The following is an 18,245-nucleotide window of genomic DNA, read 5'->3' as shown; positions in this document are numbered from 1 at the left end:
ATCGTTCAGGAACGGCCGACCCGCTCCTCCGATCCCACCGGCTCATTCTTCGTCGGCACCGCTTGCACCACTTCCTTCGTACGGCGCGTCAGATTCCGCACGTCGGGCACGCACAGCACGGCCGCCGTCACCACGACGACCAGCGCGGCGCACCCCCACAGGGACTCCGTACGTCCGAAGGCCTCCTCCGCCGGGCCCGCGAGAGCCGTGGCGAGCGGCACCATCGAGACGGAGCCGAACCAGTCGTAGGCCGAGACACGGGAGAGCTTGTCCTCGGGGATCTCCTGATGCAGCGCGGTCATCCAGGAAACCCCGAAGACCTCCAGGGCCACGCCGCTCAGGAACATCACCACGCACAGGCCGGCCACCGACAGCGGTATCGCGAGTCCGGCCGACGGTGCGGCCAGGGGGAAGACGCAGAGGGTGCCCGCGAGCAGCAGCCGGCGTGGCTTCCACCGCATCATCAGCAGGGCGCCGCCGACGTTGCCGGCGCCGAACATGCCCAGGGCCAGCCCCCATGGACCGGCCCCGCCGAGGCTGTCCCGGGCGACCAGCGGACCGTACACCGCCTCTGCGGTGGCGACGACGGCCACCACTACGGAGAACTGCGCGACGATGGACCACAGCCAGGGGCGGCCGATCACCTCTCGCCAGCCGTCCCGGAGATCGGCGAGCAGGCCGCCGCCCGGCGCGCGCGGCGGCATGTGGCTCACGTCGAGGAAGACCCGCAGCGCCCCCGCGACCGCGAACGCCACCGCGTCCACGGCGAGTACCCAGCCCGGACCGATCGCGGCGACCATCGCCCCGCCGAGCGCCGCCCCGCCGAGGCCGGCCCCCTGCGTCGCCAGCCGGAACAACGCGAAGGCACGGCCGACCTGTTCGCCGCTGACGGAGGACATCAGCATGCCCTCGGCAGCGGGGTTGAAGAACGCCTGCCCGGTGCCGCCGAGCGCGGTCAGGAGCATCATCTGCCAGAGCCGGGGCTCACCCGCGATCACGAGGACCGCGAAGGCCGCCTGCGAGAGGCAGTTGAGGGCGTTGGCGGTGACCATCACGCGGTGCCTCGGCAGCCGGTCTGCGACCGCGCCGCCGATCAGCAGGAACAGCACCAGCGGGAGCGTACGGGCCGCGGCGACCAGGCCCACGTCACCGCCGTCGCCGCCCGCGTCGAGCACGGCGAACGCCGCCGCGATCAGTGCGCCGTGGCTGCCCAGGTTCGTCACGACCGCGGCGGCGGTCAGCAGCGTGTAGTTCCGGCCCGCCCAGTCAGGGCGGCGCGGAAGTCTCGGCACGGCGGAGGGACTGGTCACCGGGGAACTATCGTCGTCGCCGACCCGGGTCACCAGTCCCCTTTGCGCCGTAGCGAGGGGCGGTCGCGGCTTGTTCCCGGAGGCTAGGAATCCGTGGGAGCGCTGTCGGTGAGGCGTACCGTGGCCAGGATCTTCTGGATGGTCGCCTCCGGAATCTCCTCGTCGACGCCCTTGGCGCCGAACAGGTTCCAGGTCACGAAATCGCCCGCACCGTTCTTGAACGCGAAGGTGATGGCCTTGCCCTCACTGTCGCACTTGCCGTTCTGCGGCGTGTTCTCGGACCACGAGGTGGCGACGCTGCCCTTCAGGCCTGAAGCCGTGGTGTACGCCTTCGGCTTGGAGAACTTGACGCTCTTCTTGTCCGGCTGGGTGTAGCCGCCGAAGATCCACCACGGCACCCGGGTCTCGGCCGCCTCAGTCGTGTTCTTGGCGCCGTTCTCGCCACGCGTTCCCGCGGTCACCAGGGCGGTGTCCTCGTCGCGGCCGTCCTTGTCGTCGTCGTCCGTGCACCACTTGGACTTGAGATAGGCGGGAGCCGTCACGGTGGTCCGGTCCGTCTTGCCCTTCTCTTCCCATTCGAAGCCGACGCTGGTGTCAGCGGTGTCGAGTTCCCACTCGGCGGGAACGTCGAACTTGGTGCCGAACCGCGGGTTGACCACGACCTTCCAGCCGGGAACGGTCGGCTTCTCGCTGCTGCTGCCGCGCGGGTTGTCCTCGTCGCCGGACGCGGACGCGCTCGGCTTCTTGGACGCGGGGGCCGTGGCGGCCGGGCCCTTCTTGTCGGGGTCCTTGGCCGTGTCGTCCTTGTCGCCGCCCAGGACCAGGAACCCGGTGACACCGGCCGCGACGACGACGGCCGAGGCAGCGACGATCGCGACGATCTTCGTCCTCTTGTTGTCACCGCCACCCTGCGGCGCCTGCGGGGCGCCCAGCGGGTCCGCAGGCGTAGCCCAGCCCTGCTGACCGGGCTGCTGCGCATAGGGGTTCGGCTGCTGAAATCCGGGCTGCTGATACGGATTCGGCTGTTGGTACCCCGGCTGCTGATACGGATTCTGATTCGGGTCCTGCGGGTTCTGCTCGCCCCCGGGCGGCTGCTGTCCTGGCCACATGGGCGCCAACCCTAGCGGCGTAGGGACACGGTTTTGTCACTGCCCCTTGCCGGTGACGTACCGGATCAGGACCCCGACGGGCCCTCATACAGGCGCACGGTGCTGAGGATTTTCCGCACCGTGGCGTCCGGTACCTCGTCGGACACGCCCTTGACGCCCTGGAACGCCCACGAGACGAACCTTCCTTCGGCGTTCTTGAAGCCGAACACCGTCGCCTTCCCGTCGCTGTCGCACTTACCCGATTTCTTCACACCGGTGGACCACGCGGTGCCCAGACTGCCCGTGATGCCGGACTTCGTCGTGTACGACTCCACCGCGCCGGAGTCGATGTTCGCCTTCTCCGGTTGTGTGTAGGCCCCGTAGACCCAGGACTTGGAGTCGGCGCGTGCGACTTCCTCGGTGCTCTTGGCGCCCTTGTTGCCCCGGGTGCCCGCGCCCGCCAGCGGCGTGTAGTCCACGCTGCCGTCCTTGTCCTCGTCCGTCCCGCACCACTTCGACTTGAGGTACGCCGGAGCGGCCATGGCGGCCAGGGGCTTGTCCTCCGGATCGTCGTCCTCGGAGACGTACGAGACCCAGTCGGGCGACTCGAGTGCCCAGTCCGTCGGCACGTCGAAGGCGATGCCGACCTTGGGGTTCACCACGGTCTTCCAGCCCGCGACGGTCGGCTGCTCCCCGTCGGAGTCGCGCGGGTTCCCCGAACCGGTCGGCTGCGCCCTGGACTTGGTGGGCTTCGGAACGGCCTGGTCGTCCTTGTCGCCGCCGAGCAGCACGAATCCGGTCACACCCGATGCGACCACGACGACGGCCGCCGCGACGATCGCGATGAGCTTCGTGCGCCCGCCGCCCGGCGGCGGCACGGACGCGCCCGCCGGGACCGTGGGAGCGTTCCAGTGGCCGTCGGCCTGCGGGCCCTGCTGGAACTGGCCCTGCTGGTAAGGATTTTGCTGGTGCGGGCCCTGCTGATACGGATTCGGCTGCTGGTATCCGGGCTGCTGATACGGGTTGGGCTGCTGAGCGCCCCCGGCGTTCGGCTGCTGCTGCGGATTCTGTGCGCCCCCTGGCGGCTGTTCTCCTGGCCACATGCGCGGCAACGATACTGCGATCACCTCGTCGGCTCTGGTCAGGAGTGGCTACTCGTGGGTAACATTCCGGTCATGAGCGCAGACCAGATGTCGATCGGCGAGATGCTCGCCGCCACGGTGCCGATGGTCCGGACCCTGAAACTCGAATACCTCGAGACCACGCCGGAGAAAGCCGTCCTCGCCCTGCCGGACCAGAGCGAGTACCACAACCACGTCGGCGGGCCGCACGCCGGAGCGATGTTCACGCTGGGCGAGTCGGCGAGCGGGGCGATCGTCCTCGCCGCGTTCGGGGACCAGCTCGCGCGCGCCGTACCGCTTCCCGTCACCGCCGAGATCGCGTTCAAGAAGATCGCCAGGGGGCCCGTCACGGCCACCGCGACGCTCGGCCGCCCCATCGCCGACGTCGTCGCCGAACTCGACGAGGGCAAGCGCCCCGAGTTTCCCGTGACCGTCGCCATCCAGCGGGAGGACGGCGCCGTGACCGGCGAGATGACGGTCACCTGGACCCTGCGCCCGAACGGCTGAGCCGGGCAGTCGGCCCTGCTTGCCGACTGCCGGCGGGCTCGTTGACGCGGAGTGGCCGATGGCGCCTCTTGATCAGGGCCGGTTGAGCCCGGATGATGGGGCATCGCGGCTCCGAGAGCCTCGGGGGGAGGGGCTGGTGATGGTGATCATGCTGTTCGTCGGGGCGGCTCTGTTCGGGGTCCTTGCCTGGGCCACGGGCGTGTTGGTGCGACGTGAGCGCCGACGACTCGGAACGAGTGCCGAAGCTCATCGCATCGAATCGGCCGCCACCCGGGGCATCCGCGACGCGAGACGCCGCGCCCGGGCCCTGCATCACACGGGCGGCTCTGGAGGAATCAGCCGCATGGACGTGCGCGACTAGAAGACCGGGTTCCGGCGACAGCAGTCGGCTCCGCACTCGCCGACCACGAGGGTGAGGCACGCGCGGAACGGCTTTCCGGTACTGTCGATGGCTTCCGTAGCGGCCGGAACCGTTCGCTCGCCAAGGTCGCTACAGTCACCGGACTGCCCCCTTGCCGGGTCCGGCCTGGAGGGCATCTCCGCGGTGTAAGAAAGCGGCCGCCGCGGCGCCGGCGCCCCGGGTCCTCTCCGGGGCGCCGCGCGAGACTCGCCGGTGGCGGGTTTCCTTCGTTTCCTGTGGGAGTTCGGCCGGTCTTTTGTTCACTTCATTGACACGAGTCACCGCCGGATCTAGTTTTCCGCTGCGTACCCGTGACACCTGACGGCACATCAATTCGCTTGGCGCAACGACACGTTCAAGGGTCGAACGCCAACTTGCCGGTGACACGTGTACATGCGCTCCCCAACGACGTGCCCGCGCACCCAAGGAGTGACGGCTCATGCCCGACACCGTGTCCCGGCGATCGGCCCCGCGTCTGCCAAGAGGTTCAGGCGTGATGCGCCGCCTCGCCGTTGTGCTGACCGCACTGGCCGCCACCCTCCTCGCTGCCGCGCCCACATCCACCGCGGCGTCCCCTGCCTCGGCCGCTCAGGACCCGCCCCTCGTCCGGACCGAGCAGGGCTGGGTCCGCGGTGAGACCACCGCCGAAGGGCGGCAGTTCCTGGGCATCCCCTATGCCCAACCGCCCGTCGGCGACCTCCGCTGGCGCGCCCCACGGCCCGTCGAGAAGTGGCACGGCGTGCGCGCCGCGCGGGACTTCGGCAACCGCTGTGTCCAGACGAAGAGTTGGGACCCGGGCTACGAAGAGCCCAGCCACACCGAGGACTGCCTCGACCTCAATGTGTACGTCCCCGAAGGCGCCGGACGGCGTCCGGTCATGGTCTGGCTGCATGGTGGCGGGCTGACCGCGGGCGCGGGCGAGGACATCGTGCCCGACACCTTCGCGCGGCAGACCGGCACGGTCGTGGTGACCGTCAACTACCGCCTCGGCGCGATGGGTTTCCTCGCCGCGGCCGGGCTCGACCGCGAGGCGCGCGACGGTGTGTCGGGCAACTTCGGAATGCTCGACCAGCGGGCGGCCCTGCGCTGGGTGCGTGCCAACGTCGGCCGCTTCGGCGGCGATCCGGGCCGCGTCACCATCGCGGGCGAGTCCGCGGGCGGCCGTTCGGTCTGCACCCAGATGGCTTCGCCGATGTCACAGGGCCTGTACCGCGCGGGGATCGTCCAAAGCGGAGCGTATGAGGACTGCGCGGCCCGCACGCACAAGGAGGCGGTGACTCAGGGCGCGGCCTTCATGGAGAAGCTGGGGTGCACGAGCGTCGCCTGTCTGCGCGGCAAGTCCGCCAAGGAAGTCCTCGCCGCCCAGGCCGGCTTCCCCTGGGAACCCGTGGTCGGCGGCGACTTCCTGCCCGTGCAGCCCTTCGAGGCGTACGCGAACGGTGCGGCCGCCCGTGTCCCCGTACTCGACGGAGCCAATCAGGACGAGGGGCGGATGTTCGCCTTCGCCCAGTTCGACGCGAACGGGAAGCCGCTCACGGCCGAGCGGTATCCCGATGTGGTGCGATCCGCATTCGGCGCGGAGCGGGCCGACCGGGTACTCCAGCGGTACCCGCTGTCGGACTACGCGTCGCCGACCCTCGCGTACGCCACCGCCTTCGGGGACCAACTGATGGCCTGCCCGGCGCTCCGGCTCGACGACGTGCTCGAGGACCGCGGCCCGGTCTACGCGTACGAGTTCGCCGACCGCACGTCGCCGCCCTTCGCCTCGTTGCGGAACCTCGGCACGGACTTCGACTTCGGAGCGACCCATGTGAACGAGGTGCAGTACCTCTTCAAGCACTTCGGTCTGGAGTCCCCGCTGAACGCCGAGCAGCGGGTGCTCTCGCGGCAGATGATCCAGTACTGGGGGTCGTTCATCCGGGACGGTGTGCCGCGCGCCGACGGGCAGCCGGCGATGCCGGACGGGCAGGAGAAGGTGCTCTCCCTGCGCACCCCCTCACAGGGCGGGAACAGCCAGAGCGCGACCGTCAGCCGTGAGCACCAGTGCGACCTCTGGGACGCTCCCTCGACCCGGTGAACGGGGGGCCGATCCTGCGGAGGACGACTGTTCACTGTGAGCACCAGTGCAACCTTTGGGACTGCGCTGCCGTCCCAGTGAACAGGTAGTCTGCCCCGGCGTGCGTTCTTCGGAGAGCGTGCGCCGGGAACGCGGGTTCGTCGGATGGGGAGGAAACGGCGTTGCACGTCCAGGAATGGCTCGAGACCGTGCCTGCGGTCAGCATCTACGCGCTGGTGGGCGTGGTCATCGGTCTGGAGAGCCTGGGCATCCCGCTGCCCGGCGAGATCATCCTGGTCTCCTCTGCACTGCTCGCCTCCCAGCACGGCGAGATCGACCCCTTCATCCTCGGCGCGTGCGCCAGCGCGGGCGCGATCATCGGGGACTCCATCGGCTACGCCATCGGCCGCAAGGGCGGACGTCCGCTGCTGGCCTGGCTCGGCGGCAAGTTCCCCAAGCACTTCAGCGAGGGCCATGTCGCCACCGCGGAACGGTCCTTCGAGAAGTGGGGCATGTGGGCCGTGTTCTTCGGCCGCTTCGTCGCCCTGCTGCGGATCTTCGCGGGCCCGCTCGCCGGTGTCCTGCGCATGCCGTACTGGAAGTTCCTGATCGCCAACGTCTTCGGCGGGATCCTCTGGGCGGGCGGCACCACGGCCGTCATCTACTACGTCGGCGTCGTCGCCGAGTCCTGGCTCAAGCGCTTCTCCTGGCTCGGCCTGGTGGCGGCCGTGCTCATCGGGCTGGTCTCCATGCTGGTCCTCAAGCGCAAGGCCAAGAAGGCGACCGCCCAGACCACGACGGCCGAGACGGCGACGGAGAAGGCGGCGACCGGGGCCGAGCCGGAGACCGTCCCGGCCGCCGACTGAGTCACCGCTCCTCGTGGGCGGCCTGGTGCGCCCTGGCCATTTCCACGTACAGCGTGCCGTTCAGCGAGATGCCCTCGCGCTCCTCGGCGGTCAGCTCCCGCTTCACCTTGGCGGGTACGCCCGCGACGAGCGAGCCCGGGGGCACGCGCATGCCCTGCGGCACCAGCGCCTGCGCGGCGACCAGCGAACCGGCGCCGATCACTGCCCCGTTGAGCACCGTGGCACCCATTCCGATCAGGCAGTCGTCCTCGACCGTGGCGCCGTGCACGACGGCGTTGTGGCCGATCGAGACGCGCTCGCCGATGGTGATCGGGAAGCCCGGGTCGACATGGAGTGAGCAATTGTCCTGGACATTGCTGTCGGCGCCTATGACGATCGGTCCGCAGTCGGCCCGCAGCACCGCGCCGTACCAGACGCTCGCGCCCGCGTGCAGCGTCACCTCGCCGAGCACCACGGACGTCGGGGCGGTGAACGCCTCCTGATCCACCTTCGGATCCTTGCCGCCCACGCCCGCGATCAGCGCCTTGTGCGTCATCGCCTACTCCTTGTCTCGTCGGTACCGGCACCGTAAGCCATCCGGGCAAGGCCCGGGTGGGGCGAAGATCACAGCCGTACGACCTCATGGGCACACCTCACGCTGAGTACGGTGAGCGGGTGCCCAAGCGCAAGAACACGTTCTCATCATGGCGGCGCCGGCTGTCCCAGCGCGTCGTGCACGCGGGCTGGGCCTGGGCGCAACGGATGGGCGCCGTGACCGCCGACGATCCCGGGCGGCTGCGCTTCGGCGCGATAGGAACAGGTACCAGGCTCGCCTTCCCGCAGGGCACGGTCTTCGGTGAGCCGTGGATCCACCTCGGCTCGCACTGCATCATCGCCGAACAGGTCACCCTGACCGCCGGGTTGATGCCCGACCTCGACCTCGGCCCGGACCCCATCCTGCGCATCGGCGACGGTGTCGTGCTGGGCCGCGGCAGCCACGTCATCGCCGACACGACAGTCACGATCGGCAGCGACTGCTACTTCGGTCCGTATGCGTACGTGACGTCCACGAACCACTCGTACGACGATCCCCACGAGCCGATCGGCAAGCAGTGGCCGCGGATGGAGGCGGTGGAGATCGGCTCGGGCTGCTGGATCGGGACGGGCGCGGTGATCCTGCCGGGGGCGCGGATCGGGCGGAACGTCGTGGTGGCGGCCGGTGCGGTGGTCCGCGGTGTGGTGTCGGACCACGCGGTGGTGGCCGGAGCCCCGGCCCGCGTCGTGCGGCGCTGGTCGCCCGACGACGGCTGGCAGCCGCCGCTGCGTACACCGGCACCGGTGCCGATCCCCGACGGAGTCACCCCGGAGCAGTTGCTGGCGCTGGGCGAGCTCGACGCCGAGGGCGCCGCCCGTCTTGCCGCACTGGGGACGGAGCGTGCCCCCGAGGACGTACGCGCCGAGTCCTGACGCGGCGCCCGAGTCTCACTCGGAGCCGGTGTCTCAGCCCGTGGCGAGCAGCACCGTGCCGACGAGGGCCAGACCCGCACCCGCCGCCTGGAGCCCCCGCAGCCGCTCGCTGAGGAAGCCGCGCGCCGCCAGCGCCGTGACCACCGGGTAGAGGGAGGCGAGTACGGCGGCCACCGTGACCGGGCCGTTCTGGGCGGCCAGCGCGTAGGTGCCGTTGGCCGCGACATCGGCGAGGCCGACGAAGGCGAGGGCCGGGAGCGAGCCCCAGGCGATCTTCGGCGGAGCCTCGGTGCCGCGCCGCACGGCGACATGCAGGGCCGCGCCGCCCGCCGCCACATTCGTGACGCGCTGTACGAACAGGGCGAGGAAGAGACCGGTGAGGGTGGTCGACGCCTCGGCGATCAGGGCCATCACCGCGCCGAAGCCGAACGCCGCGAGCAGCGTGAGCAGGACGGCCTGCCGCTGCACGGGGGCGCCCTTGAACTGCGGGCCGCCCGCGAGCACGACTCCCACGACGGCGACCGCGATCCCCGCGAACTGCAGCAGCCCCGGGCGCTCGCCGAGGACGAGGCCCACCGCCACCGGGACGGCGACGCCGAGGGAGCCCAGCGGCGAGACGACGCCCATCGGGCCGAGGGCGAGTGCCTTGTAGAAGGCGAGCATCGCGACGGGTCCGACGAGCCCCGCCGCCACCGCGAACCACAGCTGTGGGCCCGTCTCGCTCCAGGCCCCCGTCGCCACGACGATCGCACCGAGCACGACAGTGGCGATCGACTGCGAGACGACCACCACCGTCAGCGCCGGCGTACGTCGTGTCAGCAGCCCGCCGCCGAAGTCGGCCAGCCCCCACAGGAGGCTCGTGGCCAGGGCGAAGAGTGCTGTCATGGAGGCCTCGCAGTACAGTGCGGTGAACGATCAGGTGCACCACACCGTAGTGCAATGCAATGAACTCTGTCATTCAGAATATTGGACGGAATGTGTCGGACCTCGACCTGCTGACCCAGTCCCTGGCGCGCAACGTCAAGCGCTGGCGCACCGAGCGCGGCTTCACCCTGGAGGCGCTGGCCGCCCGCGCGGGGGTCAGCCGCGGCATGCTCATCCAGATCGAGCAGGCCCGGACCAACCCCAGCCTGGGCACCGTCGTCAAGATCGGCGACGCACTCGGCGTCAGCATCACCACGCTGCTGGACTACGAGCAGGGCCCGAAGGTGCGGATCATCCCGGCCGGGCAGGCCGTCCGGCTCTGGCACACCGACGCCGGCAGCTACAACCGGCTCCTCGCGGGGACCGAGGCCCCCGGACCGCTGGAGATGTGGGACTGGCTGCTCATGCCGGGCGAGGGCAGCTCCTCGGACCCGCACCCGGCCGGCACGGTCGAACTCCTCCACGTCACGGCGGGTGAGCTGACGCTCACCGTCGACGGCACGGAGCACCGGGTCCCGGCGGGAGCGAGTGCCTCCTTCGAGGCCAACGTCCCCCATACGTACGCCAATTCGGGCGACGTACGGCTGGAGATGGTCATGACGGTGTCGGTCCCGGCCGTGCACTGAGACGCACGTCGAGGCGCGCTCGCAGGGCTGTTAGCGTGCGGTCATGCGCGCTCCCATCGGACACTTCGACAACGCCACGCCGGCTCCCGACTGCCTGGACGCACTGACCCGCCCCGTCGCCGACGCGGTACGCCAGTGGCGCGGCAGCGTCCCCGCAGAGCAGATCGTGTACGTCGACACCGAGCCGCAATGGGCCGACACCGCCACGTTCGTCCAGCACTACGGCGAGGAACTCCTCGAACAGTCCGCCAACTGTGTCGTCGTCGCGGGCAAGCGCGGCGGGGAGACCACTCTGGTCGCGTGCGTCGTACTCTCCGGCACCCGAGTCGATGTGAACGGCGTGGTCCGGCGCCAACTCGGCGCCCGCAAGGCGTCGTTCGCGGCGATGGACACGGCAACCGGCGAGACCGGCATGGAGTACGGCGGGATCACGCCGATCGGGCTGCCCGCCACGTGGCCGGTGCTGGTGGACTCGGCGGTGGTCGATCTGCCGTACGTCCTGGTCGGCAGCGGCCGTCGGCGCGGGAAGCTGCTGGTCCCGGGGAAGGCGTTCGCGGAGTTGCCGAACGCCGTGGTGCTGGAGGGGCTCGGCGTCGCCTGACCTCGTAGGGCCGGGTCAGGCCGCCGCGTGATGGGCCAGGGCGAGGTGGGGGTCCGTTTCCCCGGGGGCGGGTGACGGGTCGGCGTGGACCAGGGCCGCGGTGAGCCCGGGAACGGCGTGCAGCAGGGCGTGTTCGGCCTCGACCGCGATGCGATGGGCATGCCGCACGCTCGATTCGCCGTCGACGACCAGCGCGACCTCGGCACGCAGCCGGTGGCCGATCCAGCGCAGCCGCAGCTCGCCGACACCCTGCACGCCCGGCACCTCGCGCAGCGCACGCTCGGCCGTGTCCACCAGCGCCGGGTCGATCGCGTCCATCACCCGGCGGAAGACCTCGCGCGCGGCGTCACGGAGCACCAGCAGCAGAGCCGCCGTGATCGCCAGCCCCACGATCGGGTCGGCGAGTTGCCAGCCGAGTGCCGCCCCGCCCGCGCCCAGCAGGACGGCGAGCGAGGTGAACCCGTCCGTGCGCGCGTGCAGACCGTCCGCGACGAGGGCGGCCGAGCCGATCTCGCGGCCGACGCGGATGCGATAGCGGGCCACCGACTCGTTGCCCGCGAATCCGATGACGGCCGCCGCCGCGACGACCGGAATGTGGGCCACCGGGCGCGGATCGAGCAGGCGGTCGATCGCCGTCCAGCCCGCGAACACGGCGGACGCGGCGATCGTCAGCACGATCACGAGGCCCGCCAGATCCTCGGCCCGCCCGTAGCCGTACGTGAACCGCCGCGTCGCCGCGCGCCGACCCAGGACGAAGGCGATGCCGAGAGGTACGGCGGTGAGCGCGTCCGCGGCGTTGTGCACGGTGTCGCCCAGCAGTGCGACCGAACCGGAGATCACGACCACCCCTGCCTGCGCCGCGGCGGTCACGCCGAGCACGGCCAGCGAGATCCACAGGGCCCGGATGCCGCGGGCGGAGGACTCCAGGGCGGCGTCGACCTTGTCGGCGGCTTCGTGGGAGTGGGGCGTGAGGAGGTGGCGCAGCCGGTGGCGCAGACGCGAGGGGCGCGCGCGGTGCGCGCGGTGTGCGCGCTGGTCGTGACTGTGGCTGTGGTTGTGGCTGTGCTCGCGTCTGTCGTGGCTGTGGCTGTGGCTGTGGCTGTGGCCGGGCTGGTGCTGGTGGTGGGCGTGCCCATGGTGCTCGGTGCTCACAAGCGTCACCTTTCCGTGCGCGGCAGTGGACTCGGTAGGTCCATAGGGCCATTATGTGCGTATGAGCGCACGCATGCACCTGTCACCTGCGCACGATGCGCATCCGCGTACCCCGGGCGAGGAGCAGTTCGCTCTCGCCGCCGAGCTCCTCGCCCTCCTCGGCGACCGCACCCGCCTCGTCCTGCTGCACGCCCTGGCCGACGACGAGGCCGACGTCACGACCCTCACGGAGCGGTGCGGCGCGGCCCGCCCGGCCGTCAGCCAGCACCTGGCGCGGCTGCGTCTCGCGGGGCTCGTGAACACCCGCAAGGAGGGCCGCCGGGTGATCTACTCCCTGCGGGACGGTCATCTGCGCCGGGTCGTGGACGAGGCGCTCAACCTCGCCGACCACCGGCTGAGCGACCGGCCGCCACACGACTGAGCGGTCCATACGCCCTCGTTCCCAGCCGCCCACGCTGCGGTCCGCCCGCGCTCCGGTCAGTCCTCCAGCGGCTCGCCCTCACGCAGCTCGCGCCGCTCCAGCGGCCGTGTCGCCGGGCCCTGCAGCACCTCACCGTCGGTTCCGAAACGGGAGCCGTGGCACGGGCACTCCCAGGCGTGTTCCGCCGAGTTGAAGGCGACCAGACATCCCATGTGCGTACACCGCGCGGACACGGCATGCGCCTGACCGTCCTCGTCGCGGTAGACGGCGCAGCGCTGTCCGGCGTGGCGGACGACGGAGCCGGTGCCGGGCGCGATGTCGGCCAACGAGTCGGCGTACGGCGACGGCAGCCGGTCGCCCACGAAGTGCCGGGCCACCTTCGCCTGGTGCTTGAGGAAGGCCGGAGCCTCCCGGAGCACGGAACGCAGGCGCCGTGGATCGTACAGTTCGGCCCACGGCGGGCGGTCGCCCGTGATGAGCCCGGACAGCAGTCGGCCGGCCATGATGCCGCCGCTCATTCCCCATCCGCCGAACCCCGTCGCCACGTACGCGTGGCGCGAGGCCGGAGGGAGATGACCGACGAGCGGCACCGTGTCGGTGGAGTCGTTGTCCTGTGTGGCCCACCGGTGGGTGAGCGTGATGCCCGGGAAGTGTTCCTCGGCCCAGTCGGCGAGGCGCGCGAACCGCTTGTCGGTGTCGCCGGTGCCGGGCGTGAAGTGCTCGCCGGTGACGATCAGCAGCCGTTCGCCGTCCTGGTAGGGGGCCGTACGCACCGAGCGGGTGTCCTCCTCCGGCGTGATGTACATGCCGGAGGGGTCGCGGTCGGCCGGAAGGGGCGCCGCGACGACGAGTTCGCGGCGCGGCGAGAGCCGGGTGAACAGCAGTGCCCGGTCGAAGACCGGGTAGTGCGTGGCGATCACGACATCGCCGGCGGTCACCCGCGCCCCGGTCTCGGCCGTCAGACGGCACGCGTCGACCTGTTCGAGCTGTTCGAGGCCGACGATGCGTGTGCGCTCGTGGATGTGCGCGCCTTGGGCCCGCAGTTCCTCGACCAGGGCCAGCAGGTACTTGCGGGGGTGGAACTGGGCCTGCTGGGTGACACGTACCGCGCCCGCAATGGAGTAAGGGAGGTCGGTCTCGGTCACGAACTCCGCGGGCAGCCCGGCGTCGCGGGCGGCCTCCGCCTCGGCGCGGATCTCGGGGACCCGTACAGGGTCCCGGGTGTACGTGAAGGCGCTCGTCCGCTCCCAGTCGCAGTCGATGCGCAGCTCGTCGACGAGGGCCGCGGCGTGCTCGATGGCATCGGTCTGCGAGCGCGCGTACAGGTGTGCCGCCTCCGCGCCCCGGGTGCGGCGCAGCCGGTCGTAGATCAGCGTGTGCTGGGCGGAGAGCTTGGCGGTCGTGTGGCCGGTGACGCCCGCGGCGACGCGATCAGCCTCCAGGAGAGCGACGCTCCGCCCGTCGCGGGCCAGTTCCCAGGCCGTGCTGATCCCGGCGATACCCGCGCCGACCACGGCCACGTCGACGGTCAGGTCCGTGTCGAGCGCCGGGTACGGCTCGCCCGGTGCCGTGTCCATCCAGTACGAGCCCCGAATGCCTGCGTTCTCGGTCATGCGCACCGAGTCCCCGGGAACCGGCGGACGAAGCATCCGCCCTGCTCGGGGGGCCGTGGAACGCGTGGGCCGTTTCGGTGGCGGCCTTCGGGTAACTCGGTACGGCAATCTGGAAAGACGTAGGAGGTGCCCCCATGGAACCCGGCACCAGCACAGACATCGAGCCGGTCGTCGTCGAGCCGGTCATCGAGGAGCGCGGGACCGGAGACGGGGTGCTCGATGTTCCCTTCGTGCGTGGTCCCCGCCGGGACGACGGTGGCGAGCAGGAGTTCATGGACCCCGAGAGCAACATCATCCGGGGCACGGACTGAGCCGTAGCCGAGCACGAAGGTACTGACAATCGTCCCAGCCGTGCCGACGGTTCAAAGATCGCGTCGGGGGTACTCAGGCGTCGCACACCACCCCGACCACGGTTGGAAGCTCTTCATGAGCGAGAAGAACCCACTGAAGGCCGGTGACCGAGGGCCGGTGAACGACGCCTGCGGAGCGCGGGACGCCGAGGCGGGGGATGCTGTAACCGAAGGAACCCACGGATCCGCGCGTGCTCCTCGTGCGGTCGATGCGGTCGGAGGCCCTCCGATACGGGAAGGTCGTCGGTGGCTGGGCGAGTGCCGAAACCGCTCTGGAACAGCTCACCCGGGTGCCGCGCGAGCACCGCGTCTGGGAGCGATGCGGCACCGGCGGCTGAGCACGTCGGTCAGCGAGACCAGGACGGTACCGTCATGAACCGCGATACAACAGTCCAAGACGACGTCATCTCGAGCCACTCGGTATTCGGAGCCCCGTGCTGGGTCAGTCTGACGGCACGCGACCAGGAGACGGCGGAGGATTTCTACCACGCGGTACTGGGATGGAAATTCCGGCCGGCCAAGATGGGGGACCGGTTCAGGATCGCGTACGCGAACGACGTGCCGGTCGCGGGTATCGCGGCCGTGGCCTCCATGTGGCAGATGGACGTCGCCTGGACCCCCTACTTCGCCGTGTCCAGCGCGGACGAGGCCGTGGCCCGGGTGCAGGAACGCGGGGGCACGGCAGCGGTCGGCCCGATCGCGTTCCCGCCGGGACGGGCGGCTCTCCTGGCCGACCGCGACGGGGCCGTCTTCGGCATATGGGAGGGGCAGCTCGTCGCCGGCTGGGAGACCTGGCGCCGCGCGGCGCCGGCCTTCTTGCGGCTGCTCACCCGCGACGCCTTCGACGCCGCGATGTTCTACGGCGAGGTCCTGGAGTGGGCCACCTCGCGTCCCGGCTGCTGCGAGGTCCACTACGACGGGGACGACGTGGTCCTGCGCAGCGCCGGAGACGTGGTGGCCCGGATACATTCCGGCGCCGTGGGGGCGGCGCCCGACCCCACGATCCGACCGCACTGGCAGGTTCACTTCGCGGTCACGGACGTCGAGGCCTGCGTTCGCGCAGCGGAGGCGCACGGCGGCACCGTCGTCCGGGTCGGCACATCCCCCACGGAAAAGCCCCCGACGGAGGCGGTACTCCGTGACTCCGACGGGGCCCAGTTCACCGTGACCTCGCGCAGGGACCGCTGACGCGGTCGGCCCGCGGCACGGCAGCCGCCCGCACCGCACGCGCACACAATGCCCTGCCCCCGGCGCACACCGGGCGCGAGGGGGCAGGGCACCTTGGAGTGCTGTGAACCTGCTGGGACCGCGAGGAACGGAACGGTCAGTCCCGGTACATCCGCGGCTCGTAGGCGTACGCCGGGCTGTTGCCGATGGCGGCGAAGTTGTCTTCGACGGCGGCCCGTTCGGCGGCGTCCGGGACGGGGTTGGTGCAGTCGACGCCGGCCGAGGAACCGGACATGAGGCTGCTGCACGGGCCCGGTTTCACGTCGGGCAACCCGAGGATGTGGCCGAGTTCGTGCGCGGCGATGCGGATGGTGTGGTGGCCCTCGTTCACCGCCTGCCGCCCCATCCACACGGTGCCGTTGCCCAGGCGGGTGGTTTGGGCGCGCGGCCAGCCGTCGTCCGCGAGGATCTCGATGTTGGCCTCGTCACCCGCGGCCACCGGCTCCAGTTGGACGTTGGCCACGTTCTCGTTCCAGACCTCCGCACCGCTGCGGACCGCGTCGACGAACTCCGCGGCCCCCTCCGTGTCGTACGTTAAGACGACCGCGGCGGTGGCGGCCGGAGACGCGGGCGCGGCCGTGGCCGTGGCCTGACCGATGGTCCACGACAGCGCCACCACCAGCATGGTGATCAGCGCCCGCGCGGCGTTTCTGAGTGTCACGATGATCCTCCTGTGGGGGGAAGAGGTGCTCATCATGTCCATGACATGATGAGCGTCATCTGCCCCTCCCCTGCCCCTTCCAATCCGTCCGCCGTTCTGGACATCAGCTGGTCGGGCTGGAGGCCGCCGACGGCAAGAACCTTGAGGTCTTCGACCTGCACATCGCACTCAATGGCGATGGTGCCTGATCGCAGTTTCCACGGCCCACGGCGAACTGACCGAGGAGGTCGCCAATCGGACAGCAGGTCGTCCGCCTGAGCCACGAGCACCGCATCGGACCTGTGCGGCTGGCCGCCCGCACCGGCGTCGCCGCCTCCACCGCCCACCGCATCCTGCGCCGTCACGGCATGCCCGCCCTGGCCGCCACCGGTACTCGGGGCTGTGATGCCAGGACACGCGGGCGGCCAGCTCGACAGATGCGGCGTCCACTCGCCCCAGGATCTCTGTGGCCCGCTGCGCCAGGAGTTCGCCTTCATGACGTCGGGGCGGCCATCATTGCTTCATGGCCGAGCTGATCCGACGAAGCTCGACCAGCAGAAGGAAGAAGCTCGATCAGCAGAAGGAAAAGGAGTCGCCAGCCATGTCACTCGCCCGCGTCCACAACTTCTCCATCTCGCTCGACGGCTTCGGCACCGGTGAGGGTCAGAGCCATGACGCGCCGTTCGGCCACGCCGGCGAAGGGCTGCACGAGTGGATGTTCGCCACCGGGTTTTGGCACAAGATGATCGGCCGGCCCGGCGGGACCGGCGGCGTCGACGACGCTTTCGCGCGGCAGTTCACGCCCGGGATCGGCGCCGAGATCATGGGCGCCGGGAAGTTCGGCCCGCCCGGATGGCACGAGGACCCGGAGTGGAAGGGGTGGTGGGGGCCCAACCCGCCGTTCCACACACCGACCTTCATCCTCACCCATCACCCGCGCCCGTCGATCGAGATGGAGGGCGGCACGACGTTCCACTTCCTCGACGCCTCGCCCGCCAAGGCGCTCGAGACGGCCCGCGAGGCCGCGGGCGGCCAGGACGTACGCATCGGCGGAGGGCCCACCCTGATCCGCGACTTCCTTGCCGCCGGGCTCATCGACCACATGCACATCGTGGTGGTCCCGACCCTGCTCGGCCGAGGCGTACGCCTCTGGGACGGACTGGAGGGCACCGAGAAGGACTACGAGGTCGAGGCGACCTCCTCGCCCAGCGGAGTCACGCATGTGACGTTCACCCGTGTGGGTCTCTGAACCACCTCGGCAGCCAGTGGCAGACAGACCGCCGACCACGTGACCCTGTGTCCGGCTAACCCAGGGAATTGATTTCAATCGCCGGGCAGCGGTCCATGACCATGTCGAGGCCCGCGGCGCGAGTCCGGTCGTACGCGGCCTCGTCGATGACGCCGAGCTGGAACCAGACCGCTTGGGCGCCCTTGGCCACGGCGTCGTCGGCGACCGGTCCGGCGAGGTCGCTGTTCACGAAGACGTCCACCACGTCGACGTCGAACGGAATGGCGTCGAGGGACGGATAGCCCTTTTCCCCGTGGACCGTCTCGGCCTTCGGGTGTACGGGGACGATCCGCTTGCCGTAGCGCTGCAGGACCCGTGCGACTCCGTATGCGGCCCGCCCCTCGTTCGAGGAGAGGCCCACGATCGCCCAGGTGTCACCGAGCTCGGTGAGGATCTTGCGGATGGTGTCCGTGTCGCCGTACACGCTGGCCTCCTGCGGGGTCGGACGTTCGCCTGTATCCGGCAACCAGTGTTCACTCGGGGGGATTCCCGCCGACCGGCATGAACTGCGCGTGGCGGTCCGTCGGCGTGCCCATCGGTTGGAGTCCGGCTGGAGTCCGGCGGGGGTCGACGACTCCGGAGGTCCAAGCGTGCCCGGAATGGCGCACA

At 70.6% G+C, this 18,245-nt stretch carries 22 protein-coding genes; 12 read left to right on the top strand and 10 right to left on the bottom strand.

What is annotated here, in order from left to right; genetic code table 11:
* Positions 1–5: 5 nt before the first annotated feature.
* The 3 genes from FE633_RS22380 to FE633_RS22370 form a co-directional block, all read right to left on the bottom strand.
* Positions 6–1,310, bottom strand: a complete 1,305-nt coding sequence (locus FE633_RS22380; RefSeq protein ID WP_246113768.1) for an MFS transporter — start codon at positions 1,308–1,310, stop codon at positions 6–8.
* Positions 1,311–1,393: 83 nt separating this feature from the next.
* Complete coding sequence (locus FE633_RS22375) at positions 1,394–2,419, bottom strand: DUF8017 domain-containing protein (RefSeq protein ID WP_138046936.1); 1,026 nt, start codon at positions 2,417–2,419, stop codon at positions 1,394–1,396.
* Positions 2,420–2,484: 65 nt separating this feature from the next.
* A complete protein-coding gene (locus tag FE633_RS22370; RefSeq protein ID WP_138046935.1) occupies positions 2,485–3,501 on the bottom strand; it encodes a DUF8017 domain-containing protein in 1,017 nt (338 codons plus the stop codon).
* An 87-nt stretch (positions 3,502–3,588) separates the two neighbouring features.
* Between FE633_RS22370 and FE633_RS22365 the strand changes: the two genes are divergently transcribed.
* From FE633_RS22365 to FE633_RS22350, 4 genes are all read left to right on the top strand, one after another.
* On the top strand, positions 3,589–4,026 hold the full coding sequence (locus tag FE633_RS22365) for a DUF4442 domain-containing protein (RefSeq protein WP_138047002.1): 438 nt from the start codon (positions 3,589–3,591) through the stop codon (positions 4,024–4,026).
* Between the two features lie 139 nt (positions 4,027–4,165).
* On the top strand, positions 4,166–4,387 hold the full coding sequence (locus FE633_RS22360) for a hypothetical protein (protein WP_138046934.1): 222 nt from the start codon (positions 4,166–4,168) through the stop codon (positions 4,385–4,387).
* A gap of 478 nt (positions 4,388–4,865) precedes the next feature.
* Entirely contained in the window at positions 4,866–6,503 is a 1,638-nt protein-coding gene (locus FE633_RS22355; RefSeq protein ID WP_138046933.1) for a carboxylesterase/lipase family protein, read from the top strand.
* Between the two features lie 161 nt (positions 6,504–6,664).
* The gene (locus FE633_RS22350) at positions 6,665–7,348 is read left to right on the top strand and encodes a DedA family protein (protein WP_138046932.1); all 684 of its coding nucleotides are present in this window, start codon (positions 6,665–6,667) and stop codon (positions 7,346–7,348) included.
* 1 nt (position 7,349) lies between these two features.
* Here FE633_RS22350 and FE633_RS22345 read toward each other — a convergent pair whose 3' ends face one another.
* Positions 7,350–7,883 (bottom strand): gamma carbonic anhydrase family protein, encoded by a 534-nt coding sequence (locus tag FE633_RS22345; RefSeq protein WP_119106085.1) that lies wholly within the window; start codon positions 7,881–7,883, stop codon positions 7,350–7,352.
* 86 nt (positions 7,884–7,969) lie between these two features.
* Between FE633_RS22345 and FE633_RS22340 the strand changes: the two genes are divergently transcribed.
* The gene (locus tag FE633_RS22340) at positions 7,970–8,794 is read left to right on the top strand and encodes an acyltransferase (RefSeq protein ID WP_138046931.1); all 825 of its coding nucleotides are present in this window, start codon (positions 7,970–7,972) and stop codon (positions 8,792–8,794) included.
* Positions 8,795–8,827: 33 nt separating this feature from the next.
* Here the strand turns inward: FE633_RS22340 and FE633_RS22335 are convergent, their stop codons facing one another.
* Positions 8,828–9,679 carry a DMT family transporter gene (locus FE633_RS22335; protein WP_138046930.1) on the bottom strand — a complete coding sequence of 284 codons (852 nt, stop codon included), beginning with the start codon at positions 9,677–9,679 and terminating at the stop codon, positions 8,828–8,830.
* A 59-nt stretch (positions 9,680–9,738) separates the two neighbouring features.
* On the opposite strand from FE633_RS22335, the gene FE633_RS22330 reads away from it, so the two are divergent.
* Complete coding sequence (locus FE633_RS22330) at positions 9,739–10,344, top strand: helix-turn-helix domain-containing protein (RefSeq protein ID WP_171060074.1); 606 nt, start codon at positions 9,739–9,741, stop codon at positions 10,342–10,344.
* 43 nt (positions 10,345–10,387) lie between these two features.
* Positions 10,388–10,945, top strand: a complete 558-nt coding sequence (locus FE633_RS22325) for a YbaK/EbsC family protein (RefSeq protein WP_138046928.1) — start codon at positions 10,388–10,390, stop codon at positions 10,943–10,945.
* Positions 10,946–10,960: 15 nt separating this feature from the next.
* Here FE633_RS22325 and FE633_RS22320 read toward each other — a convergent pair whose 3' ends face one another.
* Complete coding sequence (locus FE633_RS22320) at positions 10,961–12,097, bottom strand: cation diffusion facilitator family transporter (RefSeq protein ID WP_138046927.1); 1,137 nt, start codon at positions 12,095–12,097, stop codon at positions 10,961–10,963.
* A 61-nt stretch (positions 12,098–12,158) separates the two neighbouring features.
* Between FE633_RS22320 and FE633_RS22315 the strand changes: the two genes are divergently transcribed.
* Entirely contained in the window at positions 12,159–12,518 is a 360-nt protein-coding gene (locus tag FE633_RS22315; RefSeq protein ID WP_171060073.1) for an ArsR/SmtB family transcription factor, read from the top strand.
* Positions 12,519–12,574: 56 nt separating this feature from the next.
* Here the strand turns inward: FE633_RS22315 and FE633_RS22310 are convergent, their stop codons facing one another.
* Positions 12,575–14,131: an FAD-dependent oxidoreductase gene (locus FE633_RS22310; RefSeq protein ID WP_138046926.1), complete on the bottom strand. Its 1,557-nt coding sequence runs from the start codon at positions 14,129–14,131 to the stop codon at positions 12,575–12,577.
* A gap of 134 nt (positions 14,132–14,265) precedes the next feature.
* On the opposite strand from FE633_RS22310, the gene FE633_RS47380 reads away from it, so the two are divergent.
* The 3 genes from FE633_RS47380 to FE633_RS22305 all read left to right on the top strand — a co-directional run bounded on the left by FE633_RS47380 (position 14,266) and on the right by FE633_RS22305 (position 15,669).
* The gene (locus tag FE633_RS47380) at positions 14,266–14,442 is read left to right on the top strand and encodes a hypothetical protein (RefSeq protein WP_171060072.1); all 177 of its coding nucleotides are present in this window, start codon (positions 14,266–14,268) and stop codon (positions 14,440–14,442) included.
* 230 nt (positions 14,443–14,672) lie between these two features.
* Entirely contained in the window at positions 14,673–14,819 is a 147-nt protein-coding gene (locus FE633_RS47375) for a hypothetical protein (protein WP_171060071.1), read from the top strand.
* A 34-nt stretch (positions 14,820–14,853) separates the two neighbouring features.
* Complete coding sequence (locus FE633_RS22305; RefSeq protein WP_138046925.1) at positions 14,854–15,669, top strand: VOC family protein; 816 nt, start codon at positions 14,854–14,856, stop codon at positions 15,667–15,669.
* Between the two features lie 136 nt (positions 15,670–15,805).
* Here FE633_RS22305 and FE633_RS22300 read toward each other — a convergent pair whose 3' ends face one another.
* Together FE633_RS22300 and FE633_RS49820 are read right to left on the bottom strand one after the other, a co-directional pair.
* Positions 15,806–16,369, bottom strand: coding sequence for a snapalysin family zinc-dependent metalloprotease (locus FE633_RS22300; protein WP_425473205.1), 564 nt, complete (start codon positions 16,367–16,369; stop codon positions 15,806–15,808).
* 32 nt (positions 16,370–16,401) lie between these two features.
* A complete protein-coding gene (locus tag FE633_RS49820) occupies positions 16,402–16,713 on the bottom strand; it encodes a hypothetical protein (protein ID WP_171060070.1) in 312 nt (103 codons plus the stop codon).
* Between the two features lie 236 nt (positions 16,714–16,949).
* On the opposite strand from FE633_RS49820, the gene FE633_RS22290 reads away from it, so the two are divergent.
* On the top strand, positions 16,950–17,597 hold the full coding sequence (locus FE633_RS22290; protein ID WP_138046924.1) for a dihydrofolate reductase family protein: 648 nt from the start codon (positions 16,950–16,952) through the stop codon (positions 17,595–17,597).
* Between the two features lie 55 nt (positions 17,598–17,652).
* Here FE633_RS22290 and FE633_RS22285 read toward each other — a convergent pair whose 3' ends face one another.
* Positions 17,653–18,060: a CoA-binding protein gene (locus FE633_RS22285; protein ID WP_138046923.1), complete on the bottom strand. Its 408-nt coding sequence runs from the start codon at positions 18,058–18,060 to the stop codon at positions 17,653–17,655.
* Between the last annotated feature and the right edge of the window lie 185 nt (positions 18,061–18,245).

This window comes from Streptomyces montanus (assembly GCF_005786655.1).
In the GTDB taxonomy this organism is placed as follows: domain Bacteria; phylum Actinomycetota; class Actinomycetes; order Streptomycetales; family Streptomycetaceae; genus Streptomyces; species Streptomyces sporangiiformans.
Note: the sequence above shows the minus strand (reverse complement) of the source record. Positions and strands in the feature narration are given on the sequence as shown.